General features: G+C 41.7%; 14 protein-coding genes and 1 pseudogene. 7 read left to right on the forward strand and 8 right to left on the reverse strand.

What is annotated here, in order from left to right:
• Nucleotides 1-443: 443 nt before the first annotated feature.
• From WKK05_RS33855 to WKK05_RS33870, 4 genes are all read right to left on the reverse strand, one after another.
• Complete coding sequence (locus tag WKK05_RS33855) at nt 444-2906, reverse strand: AMIN domain-containing protein (protein WP_341527345.1); 2463 nt, start codon at nt 2904-2906, stop codon at nt 444-446.
• Nucleotides 2907-3385: 479 nt separating this feature from the next.
• Nucleotides 3386-4153 carry a pilus assembly protein PilO gene (locus WKK05_RS33860; protein WP_341527346.1) on the reverse strand — a complete coding sequence of 256 codons (768 nt, stop codon included), beginning with the start codon at nt 4151-4153 and terminating at the stop codon, nt 3386-3388.
• The gene (locus WKK05_RS33865; protein ID WP_341527347.1) at nt 4150-4917 is read right to left on the reverse strand and encodes a PilN domain-containing protein; all 768 of its coding nucleotides are present in this window, start codon (nt 4915-4917) and stop codon (nt 4150-4152) included. Before WKK05_RS33865 ends, WKK05_RS33860 begins: the two co-directional genes overlap by 4 nt.
• 4 nt (nt 4918-4921) lie before the next feature.
• Nucleotides 4922-6031 carry a type IV pilus biogenesis protein PilM gene (locus tag WKK05_RS33870; protein WP_341527348.1) on the reverse strand — a complete coding sequence of 370 codons (1110 nt, stop codon included), beginning with the start codon at nt 6029-6031 and terminating at the stop codon, nt 4922-4924.
• 144 nt (nt 6032-6175) lie between these two features.
• Here WKK05_RS33870 and WKK05_RS33875 point away from each other — a divergent pair, with 144 nt between their 5' ends.
• A complete protein-coding gene (locus WKK05_RS33875) occupies nt 6176-7474 on the forward strand; it encodes a sugar ABC transporter substrate-binding protein (RefSeq protein WP_341527349.1) in 1299 nt (432 codons plus the stop codon).
• 44 nt (nt 7475-7518) lie between these two features.
• Here WKK05_RS33875 and WKK05_RS33880 read toward each other — a convergent pair whose 3' ends face one another.
• The 3 genes from WKK05_RS33880 to WKK05_RS33890 form a co-directional block, all read right to left on the reverse strand.
• Nucleotides 7519-8850 carry a folylpolyglutamate synthase/dihydrofolate synthase family protein gene (locus WKK05_RS33880; protein WP_341527350.1) on the reverse strand — a complete coding sequence of 444 codons (1332 nt, stop codon included), beginning with the start codon at nt 8848-8850 and terminating at the stop codon, nt 7519-7521.
• Nucleotides 8851-8996: 146 nt separating this feature from the next.
• The gene (locus WKK05_RS33885) at nt 8997-9122 is read right to left on the reverse strand and encodes a photosystem II protein Y (RefSeq protein WP_341527351.1); all 126 of its coding nucleotides are present in this window, start codon (nt 9120-9122) and stop codon (nt 8997-8999) included.
• A 260-nt stretch (nt 9123-9382) separates the two neighbouring features.
• A complete protein-coding gene (locus tag WKK05_RS33890; RefSeq protein WP_341527352.1) occupies nt 9383-9904 on the reverse strand; it encodes a gamma carbonic anhydrase family protein in 522 nt (173 codons plus the stop codon).
• A gap of 239 nt (nt 9905-10143) precedes the next feature.
• On the opposite strand from WKK05_RS33890, the gene WKK05_RS33895 reads away from it, so the two are divergent.
• The 5 genes from WKK05_RS33895 to map all read left to right on the forward strand — a co-directional run bounded on the left by WKK05_RS33895 (nt 10144) and on the right by map (nt 15980).
• Entirely contained in the window at nt 10144-10656 is a 513-nt protein-coding gene (locus WKK05_RS33895; RefSeq protein WP_341527353.1) for a TIGR02652 family protein, read from the forward strand.
• Between the two features lie 242 nt (nt 10657-10898).
• A complete protein-coding gene (locus tag WKK05_RS33900; protein ID WP_341527354.1) occupies nt 10899-11342 on the forward strand; it encodes a VOC family protein in 444 nt (147 codons plus the stop codon).
• Nucleotides 11343-11482: 140 nt separating this feature from the next.
• On the forward strand, nt 11483-14323 hold the full coding sequence (locus tag WKK05_RS33905; RefSeq protein ID WP_341527355.1) for a pitrilysin family protein: 2841 nt from the start codon (nt 11483-11485) through the stop codon (nt 14321-14323).
• A 92-nt stretch (nt 14324-14415) separates the two neighbouring features.
• Nucleotides 14416-14970: a plastocyanin/azurin family copper-binding protein gene (locus tag WKK05_RS33910; RefSeq protein WP_341527356.1), complete on the forward strand. Its 555-nt coding sequence runs from the start codon at nt 14416-14418 to the stop codon at nt 14968-14970.
• 182 nt (nt 14971-15152) lie between these two features.
• Nucleotides 15153-15980 (forward strand): type I methionyl aminopeptidase, encoded by an 828-nt coding sequence (gene map / locus WKK05_RS33915; RefSeq protein ID WP_341527357.1) that lies wholly within the window; start codon nt 15153-15155, stop codon nt 15978-15980.
• Between the two features lie 187 nt (nt 15981-16167).
• Here map and WKK05_RS33920 read toward each other — a convergent pair whose 3' ends face one another.
• Nucleotides 16168-17571, reverse strand: a complete 1404-nt coding sequence (locus WKK05_RS33920; RefSeq protein WP_341527358.1) for a glycoside hydrolase 100 family protein — start codon at nt 17569-17571, stop codon at nt 16168-16170.
• A 690-nt stretch (nt 17572-18261) separates the two neighbouring features.
• On the opposite strand from WKK05_RS33920, the pseudogene WKK05_RS33925 reads away from it, so the two are divergent.
• Nucleotides 18262-19486 (forward strand): annotated as a pseudogene (locus WKK05_RS33925) (ISL3 family transposase).
• Nucleotides 19487-19518 lie beyond the last annotated feature (32 nt).

The raw sequence follows: 19518 nt of genomic DNA on the forward strand, positions 1-19518 counted from the left end.
TTTAAGTGAGCGGAAGACAAAAACGAGAATTGATCAGTTAAAGCGATCGCATTTACAAGCCCCTTCAGGGCGGGAACAAGGAGGCGGGAACAGGGGACAGAAGAGACGGTGCAGCCCCGAAATAAGGCTTTAAGCCTCGCCCCTCGTAGGCGGCTTAGTTTGCCTTATTCCCTGTCCTTTTCATACCAGAGCGCTGCTAGCATTAGCACCCTGTCTTATGAGATATTCTCAGATGCCCCGAATTTCAGCTTTAAACACCTCTCGGTCAGTCTCAGCTTGTAAATGCATCACGATATCTGAGAGCCTACTGACACCCTCAGTTCAGCTATTAACTAGTTCAGTCGCCAAAAATGATTCGGGGCGCACAGCTGGCTAGCTATGCGCCCCTATGAATGTGTAAAGCAGTTTGCTCAAAGTAAATAACTTTGAGCCTCACCTGTTTATCATCTTGATTGTCCGCCAGGAACCTTTAACCCCCGACGCTCTAACATTTGCCGCACCTCTGGGCTAGGTGTGTAGTTATAGCCGTAGGATGAGTTCTCTGTATCATCCATAATCTGCGGTGTGAGCAGTACAATTACCTCTTGGCGCTGGTTACTTTTATTTGTTTGTCTAAACAATGCTCCAATTAGCGGAATATCACCCAAAATAGGAATCTTGGAGACAGTTGTCCGGTCTTGGTCTTGAATGATGCCTGAAAGAATTAGTGTCTGACCATCTCGTAAGCGAATCTGACCCGAAGTAAGAGAGCGTTCAGACACTAAAACAATTTGTCCATTTCCTGTATTCTCTGTGGCTGAAGGAGCGCTAACAGTTGGAGCAACTGACAGAGAAACGAAACCATTGTCGTCAATCCGCTCAACTCTCACATTTAAGGTTAAGCCAACTCTTTGTTTATCAATTCTTCTCTCTGTCCTAGAGCCAGCAGCAGTATCAGTTGTTTGGAGAGTTACATTGCCTACCACTTCTTGGGTCAAGTTAACAAGAGCTTGCTGACCTTCTTGCACAATTAAAGTGGGGTCAGTCAAAATCTTAGCGTTGCCATTTGTAACCTGAGCCTGCAAGCTAGCAAGCAAACGTCTGGGGAACTGATACAGAGATGGTAGAGCAGATGTTGCTGTTGCACGAGTGCCTGGAGCAAAGGTTGTAGTTTGTCTTCCTGTTACAGGGTCAGTGGTTGTCGTTACTGTATCTGGGGTTCCTGGAGTAAAAGTTGAAAGACCAGGACTAGTCGGGTTTGTACTTGTTGGAGAGATAGGTTGAAGGAAGGTGGCATTACCTGGAATATCTTGTACAACCTGACCGTCCTGTATCACTCTCAGACCCGAACCTCCATTTGGAACCGTAAACGTACTATTTGGGTTCAAGAAAGTCGTTCCTGTAATTGGATTCTGAATAGTAGGTGTACCAGTCACACTATTTCTTGCTTCAGAACTAGTAGCTGGTCTAGAACCGCCAAAATTCAGAGATGCTGCACCGCCATCATTGCTAAAGTAGTTATTGCCAATCCCAAAAGAAAAGCTAGTGTTGAAGTCTTGAGTATTATTCAGGTTAACGTCGATAATCTTGACATTGACTGCCACTTGACGACGACGGATATCAAGCTGAGTTAGTTGAGCGATCGCAATATCAATTAGTCTAGGAGAACCAATTAAGGTAATAGAATTTGTGCGCTCGTCTCCTAATGCTTGTAAACCTCTAAGTAATGGGTTAGAGTCTCTAAACTCAGCACGTTGAGTTTCTAGTCTAGTTTCCGTGGTTGTCTGAGTCTGAGTAACTGCGCTAGTAGCTCCAGTACCCACAGGTACAGCATTGACGCTAGTCACAAGTCTTTCACGGCTGACAGCACTTTCTGCTCCCAAGCCTACCAAAAAGTTTAGAGCAACTCCCACAGTTACTTGATTAAGTCGCAGATTACGCATAACGGTATCGCGGGTGGCATTGGGTAATTTAGGCCCTACGAAAACCGTGCGACCACTACGGTTAGCCTCTAAACCACTTAAGCGCAAAACGTAGTTGAATACATCTTGTACTGGCTCATTTTCAATATCTAGCGAGATTGTTTGAGAAGTTGCTTGTCCGGGAGCGGCAGCAGTACTTTGCTGACCTCCAGCAGCTTGCTCGCTGCCGATATAAGCTAGGTTCAGACCAGCAGCACGGGCAAGCAGTGATAAAACCTCACGTACTGGGGCATCTCGCAATACCAAACGGGGAACCCGTTCCTGAGTTGCCAAGTCTATTGTGCTGGGAGAAGCATCAGTGTTAGAGATGGCAATATCTCCCACTGGTGGCGCAACAGCTCTGGGTAAGAAAGGTGGAGCCTGATTCACTAGTTGACCATTGCCAGCAGGTTGTGCAGGTTGCCCATCAATTGTCACTTCGGGATTCGGAACGAGAACATTTGGTCTTTGACTTGATTGGGCTGGCGCAGGAGCAGGAGCAGGCGGTGCTGTGGGCGTTGCTGCTGGCGGTGGCGTTGGTGCTGATGCTGTAGCACCTGTGGATGGTGTAAAACTAAGAGTAATTCCGTTTTGATTTCGCCCTGCGGGTTGAGTGTTAGGGGCGTTATTACTTCCAGTTACCGTTACCCGAATGCTATTACTATCAAGTTGATTAATTTGGACTGAGGTAATTCCTGGTGCTGGGTTGTCTTTGCGAAAAGTATTACCTTGTGGTAAACGTAGTTGAGTATTAATAATATCTGTGACTAAAGCTGTACCTCTTTTTGTAGTGAAAACTTGTGGACGCGAGCCTGAAGAAGTTTTCAAAACAACATTAATTCCACCATTAGCGGGATTTAACTGTACATCAGTAACTTGCGTAGTCTGCGCCGACACTGGTTTAGCTGCTAAAAATACAAAAGTGGCAGCACCCAATATTAAACTATTACCGTGAAGCTGTTTCACAGTTCATTCCTCACCTTATAACACCTTGTTAACAAAAAAATTGAGTACTTCTACTCCTGTTAGTACTGAGTTTTAAAAGTTAGAAGTCAGGAATATAGCGTTTCTAACTCCAGTCAAATATAAAATAACCCCTCCTCAACTCTCCCCTTGGTAAGGGGCTACGGTGTACGCACAAGTCTGAAACAGTCTACTCATCTGGGTTTAAGCGTCGGTTTTACCCCACCCTAACCCTCCCCTTATAAAGGGGAGGGAACTAGATTTCTCATTTCCCCCCTTTATAAGGGGAGCCACTGCGTTGGGCGGCTCTGCCGACTTGTAGCAAGTGGCGTGGGATTAAGGGGGGTAATTCTACTTGTGTGTACACCGTAGTTGGTAAGGGGAGGGTGCGCGACAGCGCGGGTGGGGTGTATTTCATGTGGCTGGCAATTGCTATAACAACTCTCTAACTCCTAACTCTTCAGACTTAGCACTGCTTATTGTTATTTCTTGGGAGCAGTTTTAGCTGCTGCTGCGGCTATTTCTTCTGGAGTCAGTGGCATTAACGCCTGTAACTGGAAAGATGTATTAATTGTTGCTGGGCCTTGCCGTACAACTGTTTTATCTAAGGGGGATCTAGCTTCTGGTGGAGCTACAGTTGATTGATAATCTTTAACTATCAACAAAGGCTGTAACCGCTCAATGTTACGAACTATCGATTGCGTCTGTTCATAAGTCCCAAAAATTGCAACATTGATAATCCTGCGTTCCAGTTTGCCGTCGACCTGTGTCCCTAGAGTTCCATCAGTAATCGGTTCTGGTTTTGGTGAAGCTGGCACAAACTTTACCAATTTAGCTCTGACTCCACTAATAGGAGTTTGAGCATTGCCAGATTCAACTAAGCGATTCATATCTAACAGCAATGTATCCAAGGTTTTTTCATTAGCAAATAAATTTAAAACTTGGACTTTTTGCTGCTTAGCTTGGGCTAGATCCTCTTTAACTTTTGCAATTTCTTTAAGGCTGGCTTTCTTTTGCTCAATTTGTCCTTGTAGTTCTGAGCTTTTTGCTTGCTGCTGCTGATAGTTTTCCCAAGCTGGCATTACTAGGTTTAACAATATGTAAGCTGCACCTGCTAAACCAACTACCCCCACTAAGATACCAATGATTTTTGGTGTGAAAGTGATGCCAAATATAACCGGATAGCCAGGTGTTGGCGAATCAAATTCTCCGCCTTGTTCAGCAAAATTTAAATCATCACTCAGCGTCATTTTAGAATGGCTCCTGTTTGTTGGATACTACGAATCCGAGCCACTAGTCCCACTGTGCCTTTTTGTTCTAACTCCCTAACTAATTCAGAAGCTGGGACATCACTCATACTTGATTGAATAGTGTATTTGACTACTTGGGGTGGCTTAATTACTACAGTAGTAGATTGACGCGCACCTACCGAGACAGGAGCATCTACTAACTCTGCTGTAATAATTCTGCTTTCTGAAGACTTCAAGAACCGAGACTGTTGGAGACTCAACAAGAAATCATTGACATCGTTATACGAGCGAGCTAATCCAGTAATTTCTAATCCTCCAGCAGGATTGCTTGGTGGTTGCCCTTGCGCTGCTGCAACGGGTGGGAGTTGTTTGACGGTTTCAATTTGCACTGACGGTGGAATGCGATCGCGCAAATCCTGTAGCATGGCTGACCAAGGCCGAATCTGGTCAAAGACAGTCACTAAAGCTTGTGTTTCTGCCTTAACTGCGGTTATCTCTTGTTTGATTTTGTTAATGTTTCCTATTTCTGTATCTAATCTCTTGTTTTCCTGGTCTAATTGTGCTATCTGTGTCTCTAATTCACCGATTTTTCCTTGCAAAAATAACCAACCAATTCCTACCAAAACTGGAAGACCTACGCCTAGAGCAACTCCTATGTAAACTGGGGTTAAATTTCCCGCAGGAAGTGTTATTCCTGCCTTTCTGTCAGGCTTTTTCTGGTATGCTGGGCGGTCTTTAAGAAAGTTAACGTCTAGACTATACATTCTGTTACACCTCCCGCATTCCTAGACCGAGTACGATCGCTAAACCAGAGCGTTGCACTTGTGGAAATTTTTCGCTGTCAACTTCTAAAGACAAAGCTCCAATAGGATCTATTTGGGTGGTTGGTAAGCTCAGTCGCTGGCTAAAGAACTCATCTAGCTGTTGAAGTCCGCCTCCTGGCCCAGCAAGTAGAATCTGCGCTACTTCCAAATTTTCACTTTGATTGAGATAAAAATCGATAGAACGGCGTAGCTCATCTGTCAATTCTCCCAACACTCTCATAATTGCTGCCATACCAGGATTGATTCCTGTAACCCCTGTTTTTCCACCGTCTACGGGAGTTGGGGGAATAACCATTCCGTGCAACATTTCCATATCTCGTGACGTGGGTAAACTCATTGCCCTTGCTAAGGACGTTTGCAATTGATACGTACCAATAGGCACGGTACGCGAAAATTGTGGAACTCCGTTAACAATGATGGCTATTTCTGTGCTGTCAAACTCTATATCAACTAGCACTGCTGCTTCTTGCGGCCCTAATTCTCGCAAATGGCGATCGCGAATAGTCCGAATCAGAGCAAAACTGTTAATTTCTAAAACATCAATTTGCAATCCTGCCTGCTCGAATGTACTTATATATGTATCCGTCACCTCCTTGCGGGTGGCAACTAAGAGTACTTGTACTTTTTCAATGCCATCCTCATCTACGAAGTACCCAAGTTTCTGATAATCTACATCAGCTTCTTCGCGGGGATAGGGTAAATACAAACCTGCTTCATGGTTTAGCACCATCTCTCGCAGTTCTTTGTCATCTAACTCTGCTGGCACAGGTATCAAACGAACGATAGAATCCCGCCCTGGTAGAGCAGTAGCAACGCGAGAAGTTTTGATTTTACTTTGGGCTAGCGCCTGCTGGATTAACTCCGCCATTGCTGGCGGATCGGTAATTTGACCATCAGTAACTACACCTTCTGGAACTGCTACTGATGTGAAGGCTTCTATTTTTAAGCCTTGTCGCTGCTTGCGTAGCTGAACTAAATTCACCCTTTCTGGCGCAAGTTCAATGCCGACCCCTTTATTAGATTTGCCAAACAGACTATTGAAGCTTTTAACCACAGTTGTGCCTGCTAGACTGCTAAATTGAAAATTTAAATGATAGAGACGAATATATTACGTCTTTACTGGTAATTGATTTAGCCTATGATCTCGACAATTTTGCATAAGATTTTCACCCCGAACAAGCGTAAAAATACTGGGAAGATGACTCAATTACGAAAATTCCAACAAGTAGCTGCTTGGGCGCTGCTTGGCCTATTTACTAGTTGGATGATCAGTTGCAGCACAGGTAATGTTGGTACGAGTACTAAACAGGCCACTTCAGGAGCGGCAACTGTTGAGTTTTGGACAATGCAACTCCAACCACAATTTACCAATTACTTCCAAAGCCTAATTACGACTTTTGAATCGCAAAATTCTGGTATAAAGGTGAACTGGGTAGATGTACCCTGGGCTGCTATGGAGAACAAAATCTTAACAGCTGTCTCCGCAAATACGCCACCTGATGTTGTCAACCTCAACCCAGATTTTGCCTCTCAACTTGCTGGTCGTAATGCCTGGCTTGATTTGGATACAAAAGTCCCAAATGCCGTACGTTCCTCCTATCTGCCGAATATCTGGAAAGCCAGCATGCTCAATGGCAAGAGTTTTGGAATTCCTTGGTATCTCACCACGCGGCTAACCATTTATAACACTGATTTATTAAAACAGGCAGGTATCAATAAAGTACCTGCTACTTACGCAGAATTGGCACAAGCGGCACAACAGATTAAAGATAAAACAGGCAAATATGCTTTTTTTGTAACTTTCGTACCACAAGACTCCGGTGAAGTTTTGGAATCTTTTGTACAAATGGGAGTTACTTTAATAGATGCTGAGGGTAAAGCGGCATTTAACTCTCCACAAGGTAAAGCAGCATTTCAGTATTGGGTAGACTTGTACAAAAAAGGGCTGCTTCCGAAAGAGGCATTAACGCAAGGACATCGCCATGCGATCGATTTGTACCAAGCTGGAGAAACGGTATTTCTAGCTTCGGGGCCAGAGTTTCTCAAAACGATCGCCAATAATGCCCCAAAAATCGCTCAAGCCTCAGCAATAGCACCCCAACTAACAGGTGAAACAGGCAAGAAAAACGTAGCGGTGATGAATGTAGTTATTCCCCGTAGAACTAAAAACCCTGACGCTGCTGTTAAATTTGCCCTATTTCTCACCAATGACGACAACCAGTTAGCCTTTGCCAAAGCTGCAAACGTCCTACCTTCTACAGTTAAAGCACTTTCTGACAGCTACTTTAAAAATGTCCCAGCTAATGCTTCGACGGTGGAGAAGGCACGAGTTATCACTGCTAAACAATTGCAACAGGCAGAAATATTAACTCCGACTTTGAAGGATTTTAATAAACTGCAAAAAGCAGTTTACGAAAACTTACAAGCAGCAATGCTAGGCGAGAAGACGGTAGATAAAGCTGTAGAAGATGCAGCGCAAGAGTGGAATCAAAGATAGATTTTGTAATTCGTAATTCGTAATTCGTAATTCGTAATTCGTAATTATGATTTACGAATTATTTGGTTGTTTAAAAAATCTCCTACTAAATAAAGCGAACCACACAGGACAATTAAATCGTCATTTGTAGCGGTTGAGCTTGCAGCTTCTAGTGCTGTGAATAAGTCTGGATGTATTTGACAACCGCCTAAATCTGGACAGATATTATCAGCTAGGCTTGCTAAGTCTTGTAAATCAGCGGAAGTTCTACCAGGCCAAGGCTCTATTGGTATGGGGACTAAATAAAGGCGATCGCTTGGACGCAGTAAAGCTGCAAAAATATCTGCATGATCTTTGTCGGAAAACATTCCCATAACCCAATTCACAGGCTTTTGGTTTACTGTATCTAGGCTATCTATATAATCGCGCAGTGCTTTGGCGGCAGCTGTATTATGAGCGCCATCAACTAATAACTGATGGTTTTTCCAGCTAATCCATTGCATCCGCCCCGGCCATTTGGTCTTTGCCATGCCGTTAATTATTGCTGTTTCTGAAATCTGCCAACCTTGTGTTTGCAGAATTTTCAAAGCAGCTAAAGCCAAAGCTGAATTAGTTAACTGAATTTGCCCAGCTAACGGCAATGGGTATTTAATTGAGTGATATTCTTTTTGCGTCTCCCCCCCTCTCCCCCTCTTCCCCTCTCCCCCTCTTTTATACTCTGCCCATCCTGTACCTATTTGACGAGCAGGTTGAGGCGTATAAATCGGGCATTGTAATTCTAAGGCACGCGATCGCACAACTTTTAGAGCATCCTCTGGCAAGGGCCCAATCACAACAGGGCATCCAGGTTTAAGAATACCTGCTTTTTCTCTAGCAATGTCAGCGATCGTGGGGCCTAGTTGTTGCCAGTGTTCTCGACTGATAGAAGTAATAACAGTTACCAATGGCTCTGAACAGACATTGGTAGCATCTAAGCGTCCTCCTAGCCCGACTTCTACCACGGCTACATCGACTTGCTGTTGAGCAAAATACAACCAAGCAGCCGCCGTAATTACTTCAAATTGAGTTGCCGAGTCATCACTAGCACGAATAGCCGCTTGGACTTTTTCTATTAATTGGCTCAATTCCTCAGAGGAAATAGGCTGTTCATTAAGACAAATTCGTTCTGTCCAATCGACTAAATGGGGGGAAGTATAACGTCCTGTACGATAACCAGCCTCAGTAAGTACAGAGGAAAGATAGGCACATACTGAACCTTTGCCATTAGTGCCAGCAACGTGAATTACTGGGATTTGATTATGAGGGTTACCGAGATTTGCCAACAGTTTGACAATGCGCTCAAGTCCCAGATGGACACCAAAGCGGTGAAAGGGTTGTATTAGAGAATCGATATCCACAGCTTGGGGAGTGGGTGTAGAGACGCGATTATACTCTTACGAGAAGCCGCTCTTCGAGCGTCTACGCGTCTGGATGATTATGAATAAAACCGACTGTCTCCATAAAGAAAAACAGTCGGTTGAAGAGTGAAGAAGTGAAGTCTAATTTAGGCTTCTCTATCCAAAAAGCCTTGAACTTGTCTTAAAGCTGCTGCACCGATGTTAAACAATGCCCAACCAGCAGCAACGGCGATTGGTGCTAAAACGATCACTACCCGGAAATCAATATCCATATGTACAACCTCTCTGTTAAGTAGAAATTAAAGTTTTGTCAACTGTTCTCATTTTTATTTTTAGCTGAAGTGGGCTATTTTTCCCAAACGATATGTAAAGAATGTTTAAATTCTGGTTATTTGGCATTGGGCATTGATGAAAACTCAACATTGACATTTCGAAGCTCAAGTTCGATATTTCAAAAGGCTCTCTCACTCCCTGCACAAACGCGTAGACGCTCGAAGAGCGGATTCTCGTAAGAGTATAATTGCGTCTCTACTTAACTAAACCCGATATCAGTACCTTTCCCAGCATGAACCAAAGCTAACTTTTGGTAACGTTTGGCGTGTTCGATGAGTTCTGCGGCTTCAACATCTGTAACTTGACGCTGCACTTTGCCCGGAATGCCGACAACTAAGGACAAAGGGGGTATATCCTTAGTTACCACAGCACCAGCACCAATAATGCTACCAGCGCCTACCCGTACTCCGTCTAAAATCACTGCCCCAATGCCAATTAAACTTCCGCGTTCAATATAAGCGGAATGCACTACAGCACGATGCCCTACAGTTACATAATCTTCTAAGATAGTTGGAATACCAGGGTCACCATGTAGAATAGCTCCATCCTGAATATTCGTGTATTCGCCAATTTCTATGCGCTCTACATCTCCTCTGACTACAGCACCGTACCAAATGCTTGCTCCTGCTGCTATATTTACAGAACCCACAATAACGGCATTAGCTGCGACGAAGGCAGCTTGAGAAAAATCGGGAGATGTCCAGTAAGAAGCTGTAGACACGATAGAATATGAATATGGTACCCAGGAACACTGGAGAAACTCCAACCATTGAGGCTGGTTGTACAACCAGGATATCACAGCGTCAAGTCTCTCTTCTGAGGAAGACGTTAGTGGTAAATGTTCCTGCCGCAACTCCGTGTCCGTGCAGCAGCGAGCAAATAGCCCAAAGTGGCGGAGCCGAAGTGTAAAATTCAACCCACAGGTGCTGGTGAAGACGAAACTATGTTTGTACGCACTTCATGATGAATCCAGGCTTGCAGTACCCAATATTTGGCCCTGAAATACAGTGTCCCCACTGTCGCCAGACTATTCCGGCGTTGACACTAACAGATACCTATCTCTGTCCGCGTCATGGCGCATTTGAAGCTAATCCTAAAAATGGAGAATTAATCCATTTACAGTCAGGACGCCATTGGCGAAGGTGGAATAGTGAATGGTATAGGCAACATACCCATCCTGATGGTATTCGCTTTGAAATTCACGAAGCACTTGATAAGCTTTACACTCAAGGCTATCGAGCAACACGAGTAATTATTGCTCGGCGCTATCAGGAATTGATGGGTGGCTACTTAGAACGCAGTACACCTTGGCGTTCTGGACAGCCGGAAGCGACATCTGCGCGATTATACGGCTTACCTGTGGAGTTTAGCCCTGAATCGACAGAAGATCCGTGCTGGGAAGTGATTAATTTTGATTTGGAAAAAGAGCCTGGAGTTCCTGTACGCTATCCTTATTTCAGATTGTTTGAGTAATGGTCATTAGTCATTTGTCATTTGTCATTTGTCAGAAGACCAATAGACCTTTTGCATAAGTCGATATTTCTTAAATCGAACCACACAGAGAAATCTGAGCGCTGGAAGCCGACAATTATAACTTCGGAAGCACACAGATGCACACAGATATTTATTCTGTGTGCATCTGTAGTTATTTTTAGTATTATTCGGATTTTTGCTAGAACTCTAATGACAAATGACTACTGACGAAGGACAAAATTATGCACCACGCTTCTATTCGGACTGCGAATATTCATCGGGCGATCGCTTTTTACGAACAGTTAGGGTTTACAATTTCCGAACGCTTCACTACAGGTTACACCCTAGCTTGCTGGATGGAAGGATTAGGCGGCAGAATTGAACTCATCCAAATTCCCCAACCAAAACCAGCCCCCGATGCATTTGCAGACGAACATTATGTGGGATATTATCATCTGTCTTTTGATTTAACTGACATTACACCAGATTTACCCAGTTGGTTGACAAATTTAAAAGAACGCGTAGCACAGGTAACAGAGAGCCAAGCAGAACAATTATTACCTCTGAAGGTACTGTTAGAACCAACACAGCAACAGATAGGCGATCGCATTTACGAAGTTGCTTTCATTGCTGATACTGATGGTTTACCTCTAGAATTTATCCGAGTTTTATCCAAACTTGGCTAGTTAAGCTTTTTACCAAATAAATTTTGCTGATACAATGAGCATTTCCTATTGGTTTGGTGATGTGAGACACTTCAGTGAAAGATAGACTCTAGTCTTTTCACAAAAAATATGTAATATGAATTACATATATCTCAAAATCTATGTCAGTATTTTCTACTTTATATAAAAAATATCGCTTCCAGTTATTACTGTTAAGCTTTTGGCTAGTCGCAGTACTTTTATTCATTGGTAAACCAGCCCAAAGCCAACACGTAAGAGCATCTGGGCAAGAAAATCAGAGACAAAATTTAGTAGCAAAAATAACGATGCCCTTAACAGTGACAGAGAACGTCCGCAAGATAGTGCTGGAGAATGGTCTGACTGTCGTGACAAAAGAAGTGCATACTGCGCCAGTGGTAACGGTGCAGGTTTGGTACAAGATTGGTTCGCGTAACGAAGAATCGGGAGTGAATGGGATTGCTCACCAATTAGAACATATGTTGTTTAAAGGCACAAAAAATCGTCCGATTCAATTTGGACGTTTGTTTAGTGCTTTAGGCAGTGACTCAAATGCTTTCACTAGCTATGACCAAACTGCATATTACGGCACTGTAGAACGAAATAAACTCAAAGCGCTTTTGGTACTGGAAGCCGACAGGATGCAAAATTCCTTGATTGAGCCAGAACAGTTAGCTAGTGAAAAGCGGGTAGTAATTTCTGAGTTGCAGGGTTATGAAAATAGCCCAGAATACCGTCTCAACCGCGCCGTTATGCAAGCAGTGTTTCCTAATAATGCTTACGGGTTACCTGTGGGTGGGACTAAAGCTGATGTCGAGAAGCTTGACGTAGAACAAGTACAAAAGTATTACCGTAATTTCTACAGACCCGACAATGCCGTCTTAGTGATTGTTGGAGATTTCAAAACTGGAAAAACCCTCGAAATGGTCAAAGAGGTTTTTGGGCAACTGCCGAGGAGGGAGTGGGGGAGTGGGGGAGTGGGGGAGTGGGGGAGTGGGGGAGTGGGGGAAGAAATTACTTCCTCATCTCCTTCATCTCCGATAGTGTTGAGAGAACCGGGAGCTGGACACCTATTGCAAGTGGTATATCCGTTGCCAGATGTGAATCAGCCGGATGTGCCAGCGCTGGATGTGATGGATTACATTTTGACAGAGGGACGAAATTCTCGCCTTTATCAGGCATTGGTAGAAACAGGTTTAGCTAGTGACGTAACAGCATCTGTCACCAGTTTGCGCGAATCTGGTTGGTATGAGTTATTGGTGGTGGCTGCACTGAATCAAAAATTGAAAAAAATTGACTCAGTGGTAAGTAGTGCGATCGCTAATATTACTGAAAAAGGAGTAACACTAGAAGAAGTTGAACGAGCCAAAACACAATTAGTAGCAGATGTTATTTTGAGTAACCGTGATATCACTAGTCAAGCAATGCAATTGGGCAATGATGAGACAACTGCTGGTGATTACCAGTACACAGACCGCTATTTAGCTGCTGTCCGGCAAGTGAAGCAGGCGGATGTTGTAGCTGTGGTGAAAAAATACCTACGAACAGAAGCACGGACAGTAGGTTATTTTGAACCGACTCAGAAGCAGTCACAAGTGATGACTGAGAAACCACACACATCACAAACTACAGAAAATTTCTCTCCTGGCGCACCTGTAAATCCATCTGAAGTGGCGAAGTACTTACCGCCTGTAGATTCGACAAAAGAAGCGATCGCACGACTCCTACCAGAGCAATTCACATTTACTAACGGTTTACGAGTATTACTATTACCTGACAAAAGTACACCTACTGTTACCCTCAGCGGCTACATCAAAGCCGGAATGGAATTTGACCCAGAAGATAAAGCTGGACTAGCTTCTCTTGTGGCAGAGAATTTAATGAATGGTACTAAAACGAAGGATAACTTAAGTATCGCCAAAGCTTTAGAAGAACGGGGGGTAAGTCTGGACTTTGAAGCGTACCGTGAGGGTGTGCGTATGGAAGGTGATAGCCTAGCAAGAGATTTGCCCGTACTTATTAGAACTTTGGCTGATGTTATACAAAATAGTACATTTCCAACCAAGGAGTTGGAACTAAATCGTCAACAAGCCTTAACTTCTTTGGAAGTGGAATTAGATGATCCAACAGAAGTAGCAAGAAGAACATTTTTACAATCGGTTTATCCGAAAAAACATCCATTGCATACCTTTGCCACAGAAAAGAGTTTAGAGCAGATTAGCCGCAAGGATGTGATTAAGTTCAAGGAAAAACATTATCGCCCTGACACCATAGTGTTAGCACTGGTGGGAGATTTTGACCCGGAGTCAGTGCGATCGCTCATTAAAACTGAGTTTGGTAACTGGCAAGTTATTGGACAACCTCCAGCATTAAAGTATCCCACTGTGTCCTTGCCAGAAAACATAGTGCGTGTCAACCCAGTTTTACCAAGTAAAGCCCAAGCTGTTACTTATATGGGTTACGCAGGTATTAAACGTCAAGATCCTCGATTTTATACAGCCTCAGTATTGAATCAAATTTTGGGAGGCGATACCTTATCTAGTCGACTGGGAGTAGAAATACGCGATCGCCAAGGTCTAAGCTATGGAATTTATAGCTACTTCCAAGCTGGGAAAAATATTGGAACATTTTTAATTGAAATGCAAACCAGCCCAGAAGATACTAATAAAGCGATCGCTAGCACCCAAAAGCTGATACAGCAAATCCATCAACAAGGCGTTACTGCAACGGAAGTAGAGACAGCTAAGCACACCCTAATCAGCAACTATAATGTTTCTCTAGCAGATCCCGAGGACTTAACAGATAGAATTCTGATGAATGAGGTGTATGGATTGGATGCCATAGAATTACGCTCCTTTCCTCAAAAAATCCAGGAAGTAACTCTTGAGGAAGTCAATCAAGCAGCTCGTGAGTTACTCCACCCAGATAAAATCGTAGTTGTCACAGCAGGGCCAGCTGTATTTGCAAAGCAAAATAATAGGTAGAAACCGACATGGGGCATAGGTAATAGATAATGGAATATGAATAATATGCTTTTATTCAATTAACTATTACCTTTTGAGGACGAGTAATAGAAATGTTCAAATTATTTACGGTAATTTACAAACATTTATCCCAAGGTAAGATTACTGCTCGACTGCTCCAATTTGCCTTTGTTCACAGCCAAACAGGGGTGCGATCGCTACAAAAATTATGCTCAACGCTAACGTTATTATTGTGCTTTAATTTCATTCATACTACTCCAGCAATGGCGGCTAACTTCACTGGTGATTTGCTCAAGCAACCAGCTATAGAAATTACAGTTAGCTTGGGTAATTCAGCTAACGAACTCAAATTTGAGCCAAATCATCTAGAACTACTTGCTGGTAAACGCTATCAACTAAGTCTTACAAATCCCAGCCAACTAAAGCACTATTTTACTGCTAAGGATTTTGCCGATGGCATCTGGACACAAAAAGTCGAAGCAGGCAATGTGGAAATTAAGGGAGCCATCCACGAATTAGAACTTAAGCCTGGTGCTAAGGCAGAATGGGTGTTTATAGCTCTCAAATCTGGCAAGTATGGCCTGCGGTGTCCGATACCAGGACATACGGAAGCAGGTATGACTGGAGAAATTGTAATTAGCAATTAAAAGTTAAAAATAATTTGACCATTAATAGCAGTGTACTTAAGTTCTCAATTAACTAGAGTTTAGCCAAAAAGCAAAGTGCGTAGCGAAAAATAAGCTAAGTTAAGTATAGATATTATTTCTCAACTAGACAAGAAAAACTGACACTTAAGCAGCAAGACGCCATCAGTAATTATTAATTCGCCATGAACATTTTCAGTAACTTACTTTCTCAAGCAACTCAGCCTACAGTTTCTAAAAAACAACGCCGAGGAATTGAAATTAAATCGCCGCGTGAAATTGAAATTATGCGGCAGTCAGCAAAAATTGTAGCAACCGTGTTAAAAGAAATTTCTGAGCTAGTAAAGCCAGGAATGACTACAGCGGACTTGGATGCTTATGCAGAAAAGCGCATCCGCGAAATGGATGCAACACCAAGCTTTAAAGGATATCATGGTTTTCCCGGTTCTATTTGTTCCAGCATTAACAATGAAGTTGTGCATGGTATCCCTAGCTCTAAGAAAGTTATTAGGACAGGGGATGTATTAAAAGTAGATACAGGTGCTTATTTCCAAGGCTTTCATGGCGATTCTTGCATTACAATTGCTGTCGGTGAAGTGACTCCAGAAGCTGCTAAATTAATTCGCGTAGCCGAAGAAGCTCTTTATAAAGGTATTGAACAAGTTAAGGCGGGTGTATATCTACTTGACCTTGCTGGGCCGATTGAAGACCATGTGAAATCTAACGGCTTTAGTATAGTCGAAGAATTTACTGGACATGGTGTTGGTCGTAATCTACACGAAGAACCCTCAGTATTCAATTTCCGGACTCGCGAACTCCCGAATGTAAAACTGCGTGCGGGAATGACACTAGCAATTGAGCCAATTGTGAATGCGGGTTCTAGACACACACGGACATTATCTGATCGATGGACAGCCGTAACTGTGGATAATTCTTTGTCAGCTCAATTCGAGCATACAGTTTTAGTAACAGAAACTGGCTATGAAATTTTGAGCGATCGCACTAAACTTTAATTACAAAGTGTTTATTTATTATTCGAGGGGTGAAACGTCAAAAAAGACGATTTACCTCTTTATTTTTTGTAGTAAATTTAATATTTTATAATATTAATTCAATTAATAATTTCAACACATCCTTGGGTGAAGACGCGATGAATCGCGTCTCTACAGGTTGATCTATTTATTGCATTCTTGTTTCAAATTATAAACTACAGCCTGGCCCTTCAAGACCCTCTGGAAAGCTGATTAATTCTAAGCAATCTGGATTTGCTAGTAGCTGTTTTGCTGCCAGTAATCCGGCAATGCTCCAAGTTTGATAAATTCGGGCTTCTTTGCCAACGAGACGACCATTATTACCATCGTAGTATTCAGGAAATTTATCCTCAAATAAGCGGTTTTCGGCAATGGCGATCGCTTTTTGGGCAAGTTCTATACGACCTGTTTTCACTGCTGCTGCACTAAATAACCACAGTAAAACTGGCCAGTTCCCACCATTGTGGTAAGACCAAGCAATATTTTTAGGGTCACATCCTGTAACAATCTGCCATTCTAAACCTTCCACCGCCGGATAGCAGATTTTTAGGGGCATATAGCCAATCAAGTCTTTCCAGCGATTTGCAAATAAATTCATGATGCTTTGCGATTCTGATTCACTGGCTAAAGAAGCCAAGATAGCCATCAGATTTCCTAGAGTAAAAAACCGAAAATCCATGCGTCCTGGGCCTAAATTCCCTGCCAAATATCCGCCTGTTTCAGGTAACCATTCAGTTAGCCAACTAGGAATTGATTGTGAGTAGATATTAAATTTATTAGCAACTTCTTTACCAAATTCATCACCTTTATAACGGTATATTTCTCGCAATCGCTTGAGGTCTAGCCAGTAATAGTTACAAATATGATATTTTAAAGCTCCTAATCGTCCTGTGATGTTACGCAGATAGCGATCGCCATTTCCATCCGGTAAGAGTAATTCATTGGCAGCTCTGAGAGATGCGTAGAATAATACTTGAATTTCCAGAGGGTGTTCGTAGACTCCCATGCGACGGTCAATCATAAACGCGCCATCGGGAACTAACATTGTTGGGTACATAGCAAACCGATGTACCAAGCAAATATCTAAAATTAGCTTGATTCCTTCTTGAAATTTGGGCTGACGCGCCAAACTAACATCACCTGTCGCCTTTTCATATGCCCGCAACAGGATAATCCACCACATACAAGAATCAACTGGGGGAACGCGTGCGATCGCGTGTTCACCAAAATCACCAACTAAAAACTCATCAGTACCATTAGATATAACTTTGAAACTTGCAGGCATCAATCCTGCTGCTGGTTCAAAACAGTCCATCTGCTTTTGATGGCTTTGCAATGTTAGTGTTTCTATTAGGAAGTTACGAACAATGTCTGTTTTCCCATACATTAGAAACACTAAGGCAGAAGGAACAAAATCGCGGATGAAGCACTGATCATAGTTAAGTGCATTTGACTCTGGATCTTGAGCAGCTACAGTCCCAACAGGTTGTCCTTGGTAATAAATTATAGCCTTTTCCAGTAGTCTCCAAGCTTCTACTTCTAGCAGATTGTCCTTATTGATCGCGCGAGTCATAGATGTCTAATTCCACTAATACTCTCAGCGTCTAATTACTAAAAAATATCTTCCTAAACTAGCAGCAAATTTACACCACATCCAAGATGTAGGCAAACTTTTTGCATTGCCATTTCTTCTGTATTTAGCTGAAATTGGAGTTTTTTTCGGTAATGAAGAGCAATATTGCACCTTTATGGGCAATATCAAATATGTTCTTGTTTCACGCAGAGCCACAGAGGCGCAGAGAGGAGACTTAAGAGAAATCTTGAGTGTGTAGAAAGAATTTCAGATTACTCTATATTTGAGTTTACACCTGTAATTGAGATACTATTACTTTTTAATATTATCATATTTAATGGATAAGCTAATATGCTTTAATTCAGATTTAATCAATAGTAAAGAGGTTTATCAAAAACTTATTTCTTTATTTTAAATTGTTTAATACAAACGTATCCAAATTAATATAATGTTTAAAATAAACAATATTGTTATAGGTATGTAGTTTAAGCTTTTCGTTGGATTTAATACTAAGTTAAAATTTATGGCTCTCCCAGAGTAACTATGGTAAAATAATATAAATAATTAAATAAATCTTAGATAATTTAGATTTTTTAATAGAGCAAACCCAAGCTATAAATAGAATTCTAGACTAATTAAATAATATAAAAATTCAAAAATATTGATATTAAAACAAGGGTTTTAATAAATATGCCATCTAATCCCTTACTTCATTTCATTACTAAAGTTATTAATCTTGAAGATGTCAAGGTTATTAATTACCATTTTCTTACAGATGATGAAATAGTAATAGAAATTGAAAATAAGCTGAAAGTTGCTAAATGCCCTCACTGTGGAAATACCTCCGATAAAATCCATCAAAATCATTGGTATAGAGTCAGAGATATACCCCTAAGCGATTATCAAGTATTGTTAAAAGTAAATCGTCGTCAGTTGAAATGTCAAAAATGTCAGAAAGTATTCAGTGAAGAGTTAGATTTTATCAAAGCCAGAAGAACTTATACAAAAAGACTGGCGATGAAAGTAATTAAGGAAGTATTAGAAACTAATGTAAAGAGTGCAGCCATCAGAAATAGAATGACAACCTCTGAGGTGGAAACAGTATTAAAAGAACTGGAAGTTGATTTACTCACAGAAAAACCTAATAAGTTAAAAAAGTTGGGGATAGATGAAATCACCCAGTTAAAAGGAGGAAAAAATTATGCGGCAGTTCTGGTGGACTTAGAAACAAAAAAACCAATAGCATTATTGGAGAAAAGAAATAAAGCAGTAATAGCAGAATACTTATCTAGTCTAGGTTTAGAGATTTTAACCCAAATAGAAGAAGTTAGCATAGATTTATGGATACCATATAAAAGTTTAATCCAAGAAATGATGCCAAATGCTCAAATAGTAGCCGATAGATTCCATGTCATGAAACAAATAAACGAGGAGTTAGATCAAAAGAGAAAGAAAGCAAAAAGAGCAGCAGAAAAAATTAAAAATAAGAAAGAGAGAGAAAGTACATTAGCGGGGTTGACTCATAGTAAATACCCTTTATTAAAGAAAAAAAAACCTTAACTCCGAGGAAAAGGCGAAGATAGAATCAGTGGAGAAAGTTGCCCCTGAGCTAGGAAAAATGTATCGAATGAAAGAAGGACTTAGAGATATATTTGACAGTCAAATAACCAGTGATGAAGCCTTATATAAATTCCGAGAATGGACAGAAACAGCTTATAAATACTTCCCGAAAAGTTGTCGAACAATAAGTAGATGGATAGATGAGATTCTCGCTTATTTTGATAGCCGAACTACTCAAGGAGTTGTTGAAGGAATTAATCAAAAGATTAAGCTGATTAAAAGAAGAGCTTATGGTTTAACTAACTTTGATAATTTTAGAAGAAGAATTTTACTCAATTGGTATTTCTGCTACTAATTTATCATATCTAATCTGGGAGAGCCAAATTT

Origin of the sequence: Nostoc sp. UHCC 0302 (assembly GCF_038096175.1) — a bacterium.
In the GTDB taxonomy this organism is placed as follows: domain Bacteria; phylum Cyanobacteriota; class Cyanobacteriia; order Cyanobacteriales; family Nostocaceae; genus UHCC-0302.

Excerpts from the sequence above, each read along its gene's own strand:
- WKK05_RS33860 (WP_341527346.1), bottom strand. The coding sequence starts at position 4,153 with ATGACGCTGAGTGATGATTTAAATTTTGCTGAACAAGGCGGAGAATTT.
- WKK05_RS33865 (WP_341527347.1), bottom strand. The coding sequence starts at position 4,917 with ATGTATAGTCTAGACGTTAACTTTCTTAAAGACCGCCCAGCATACCAG.
- WKK05_RS33875 (WP_341527349.1), top strand. The coding sequence starts at position 6,176 with ATGACTCAATTACGAAAATTCCAACAAGTAGCTGCTTGGGCGCTGCTT.
- WKK05_RS33885 (WP_341527351.1), bottom strand. The coding sequence starts at position 9,122 with ATGGATATTGATTTCCGGGTAGTGATCGTTTTAGCACCAATCGCCGTT.
- WKK05_RS33895 (WP_341527353.1), top strand. The coding sequence starts at position 10,144 with ATGATGAATCCAGGCTTGCAGTACCCAATATTTGGCCCTGAAATACAG.
- WKK05_RS33900 (WP_341527354.1), top strand. The coding sequence starts at position 10,899 with ATGCACCACGCTTCTATTCGGACTGCGAATATTCATCGGGCGATCGCT.
- WKK05_RS33905 (WP_341527355.1), top strand. The coding sequence starts at position 11,483 with ATGTCAGTATTTTCTACTTTATATAAAAAATATCGCTTCCAGTTATTA.
- WKK05_RS33910 (WP_341527356.1), top strand. The coding sequence starts at position 14,416 with ATGTTCAAATTATTTACGGTAATTTACAAACATTTATCCCAAGGTAAG.
- map (WP_341527357.1), top strand. The coding sequence starts at position 15,153 with ATGAACATTTTCAGTAACTTACTTTCTCAAGCAACTCAGCCTACAGTT.
- WKK05_RS33920 (WP_341527358.1), bottom strand. The coding sequence starts at position 17,571 with ATGACTCGCGCGATCAATAAGGACAATCTGCTAGAAGTAGAAGCTTGG.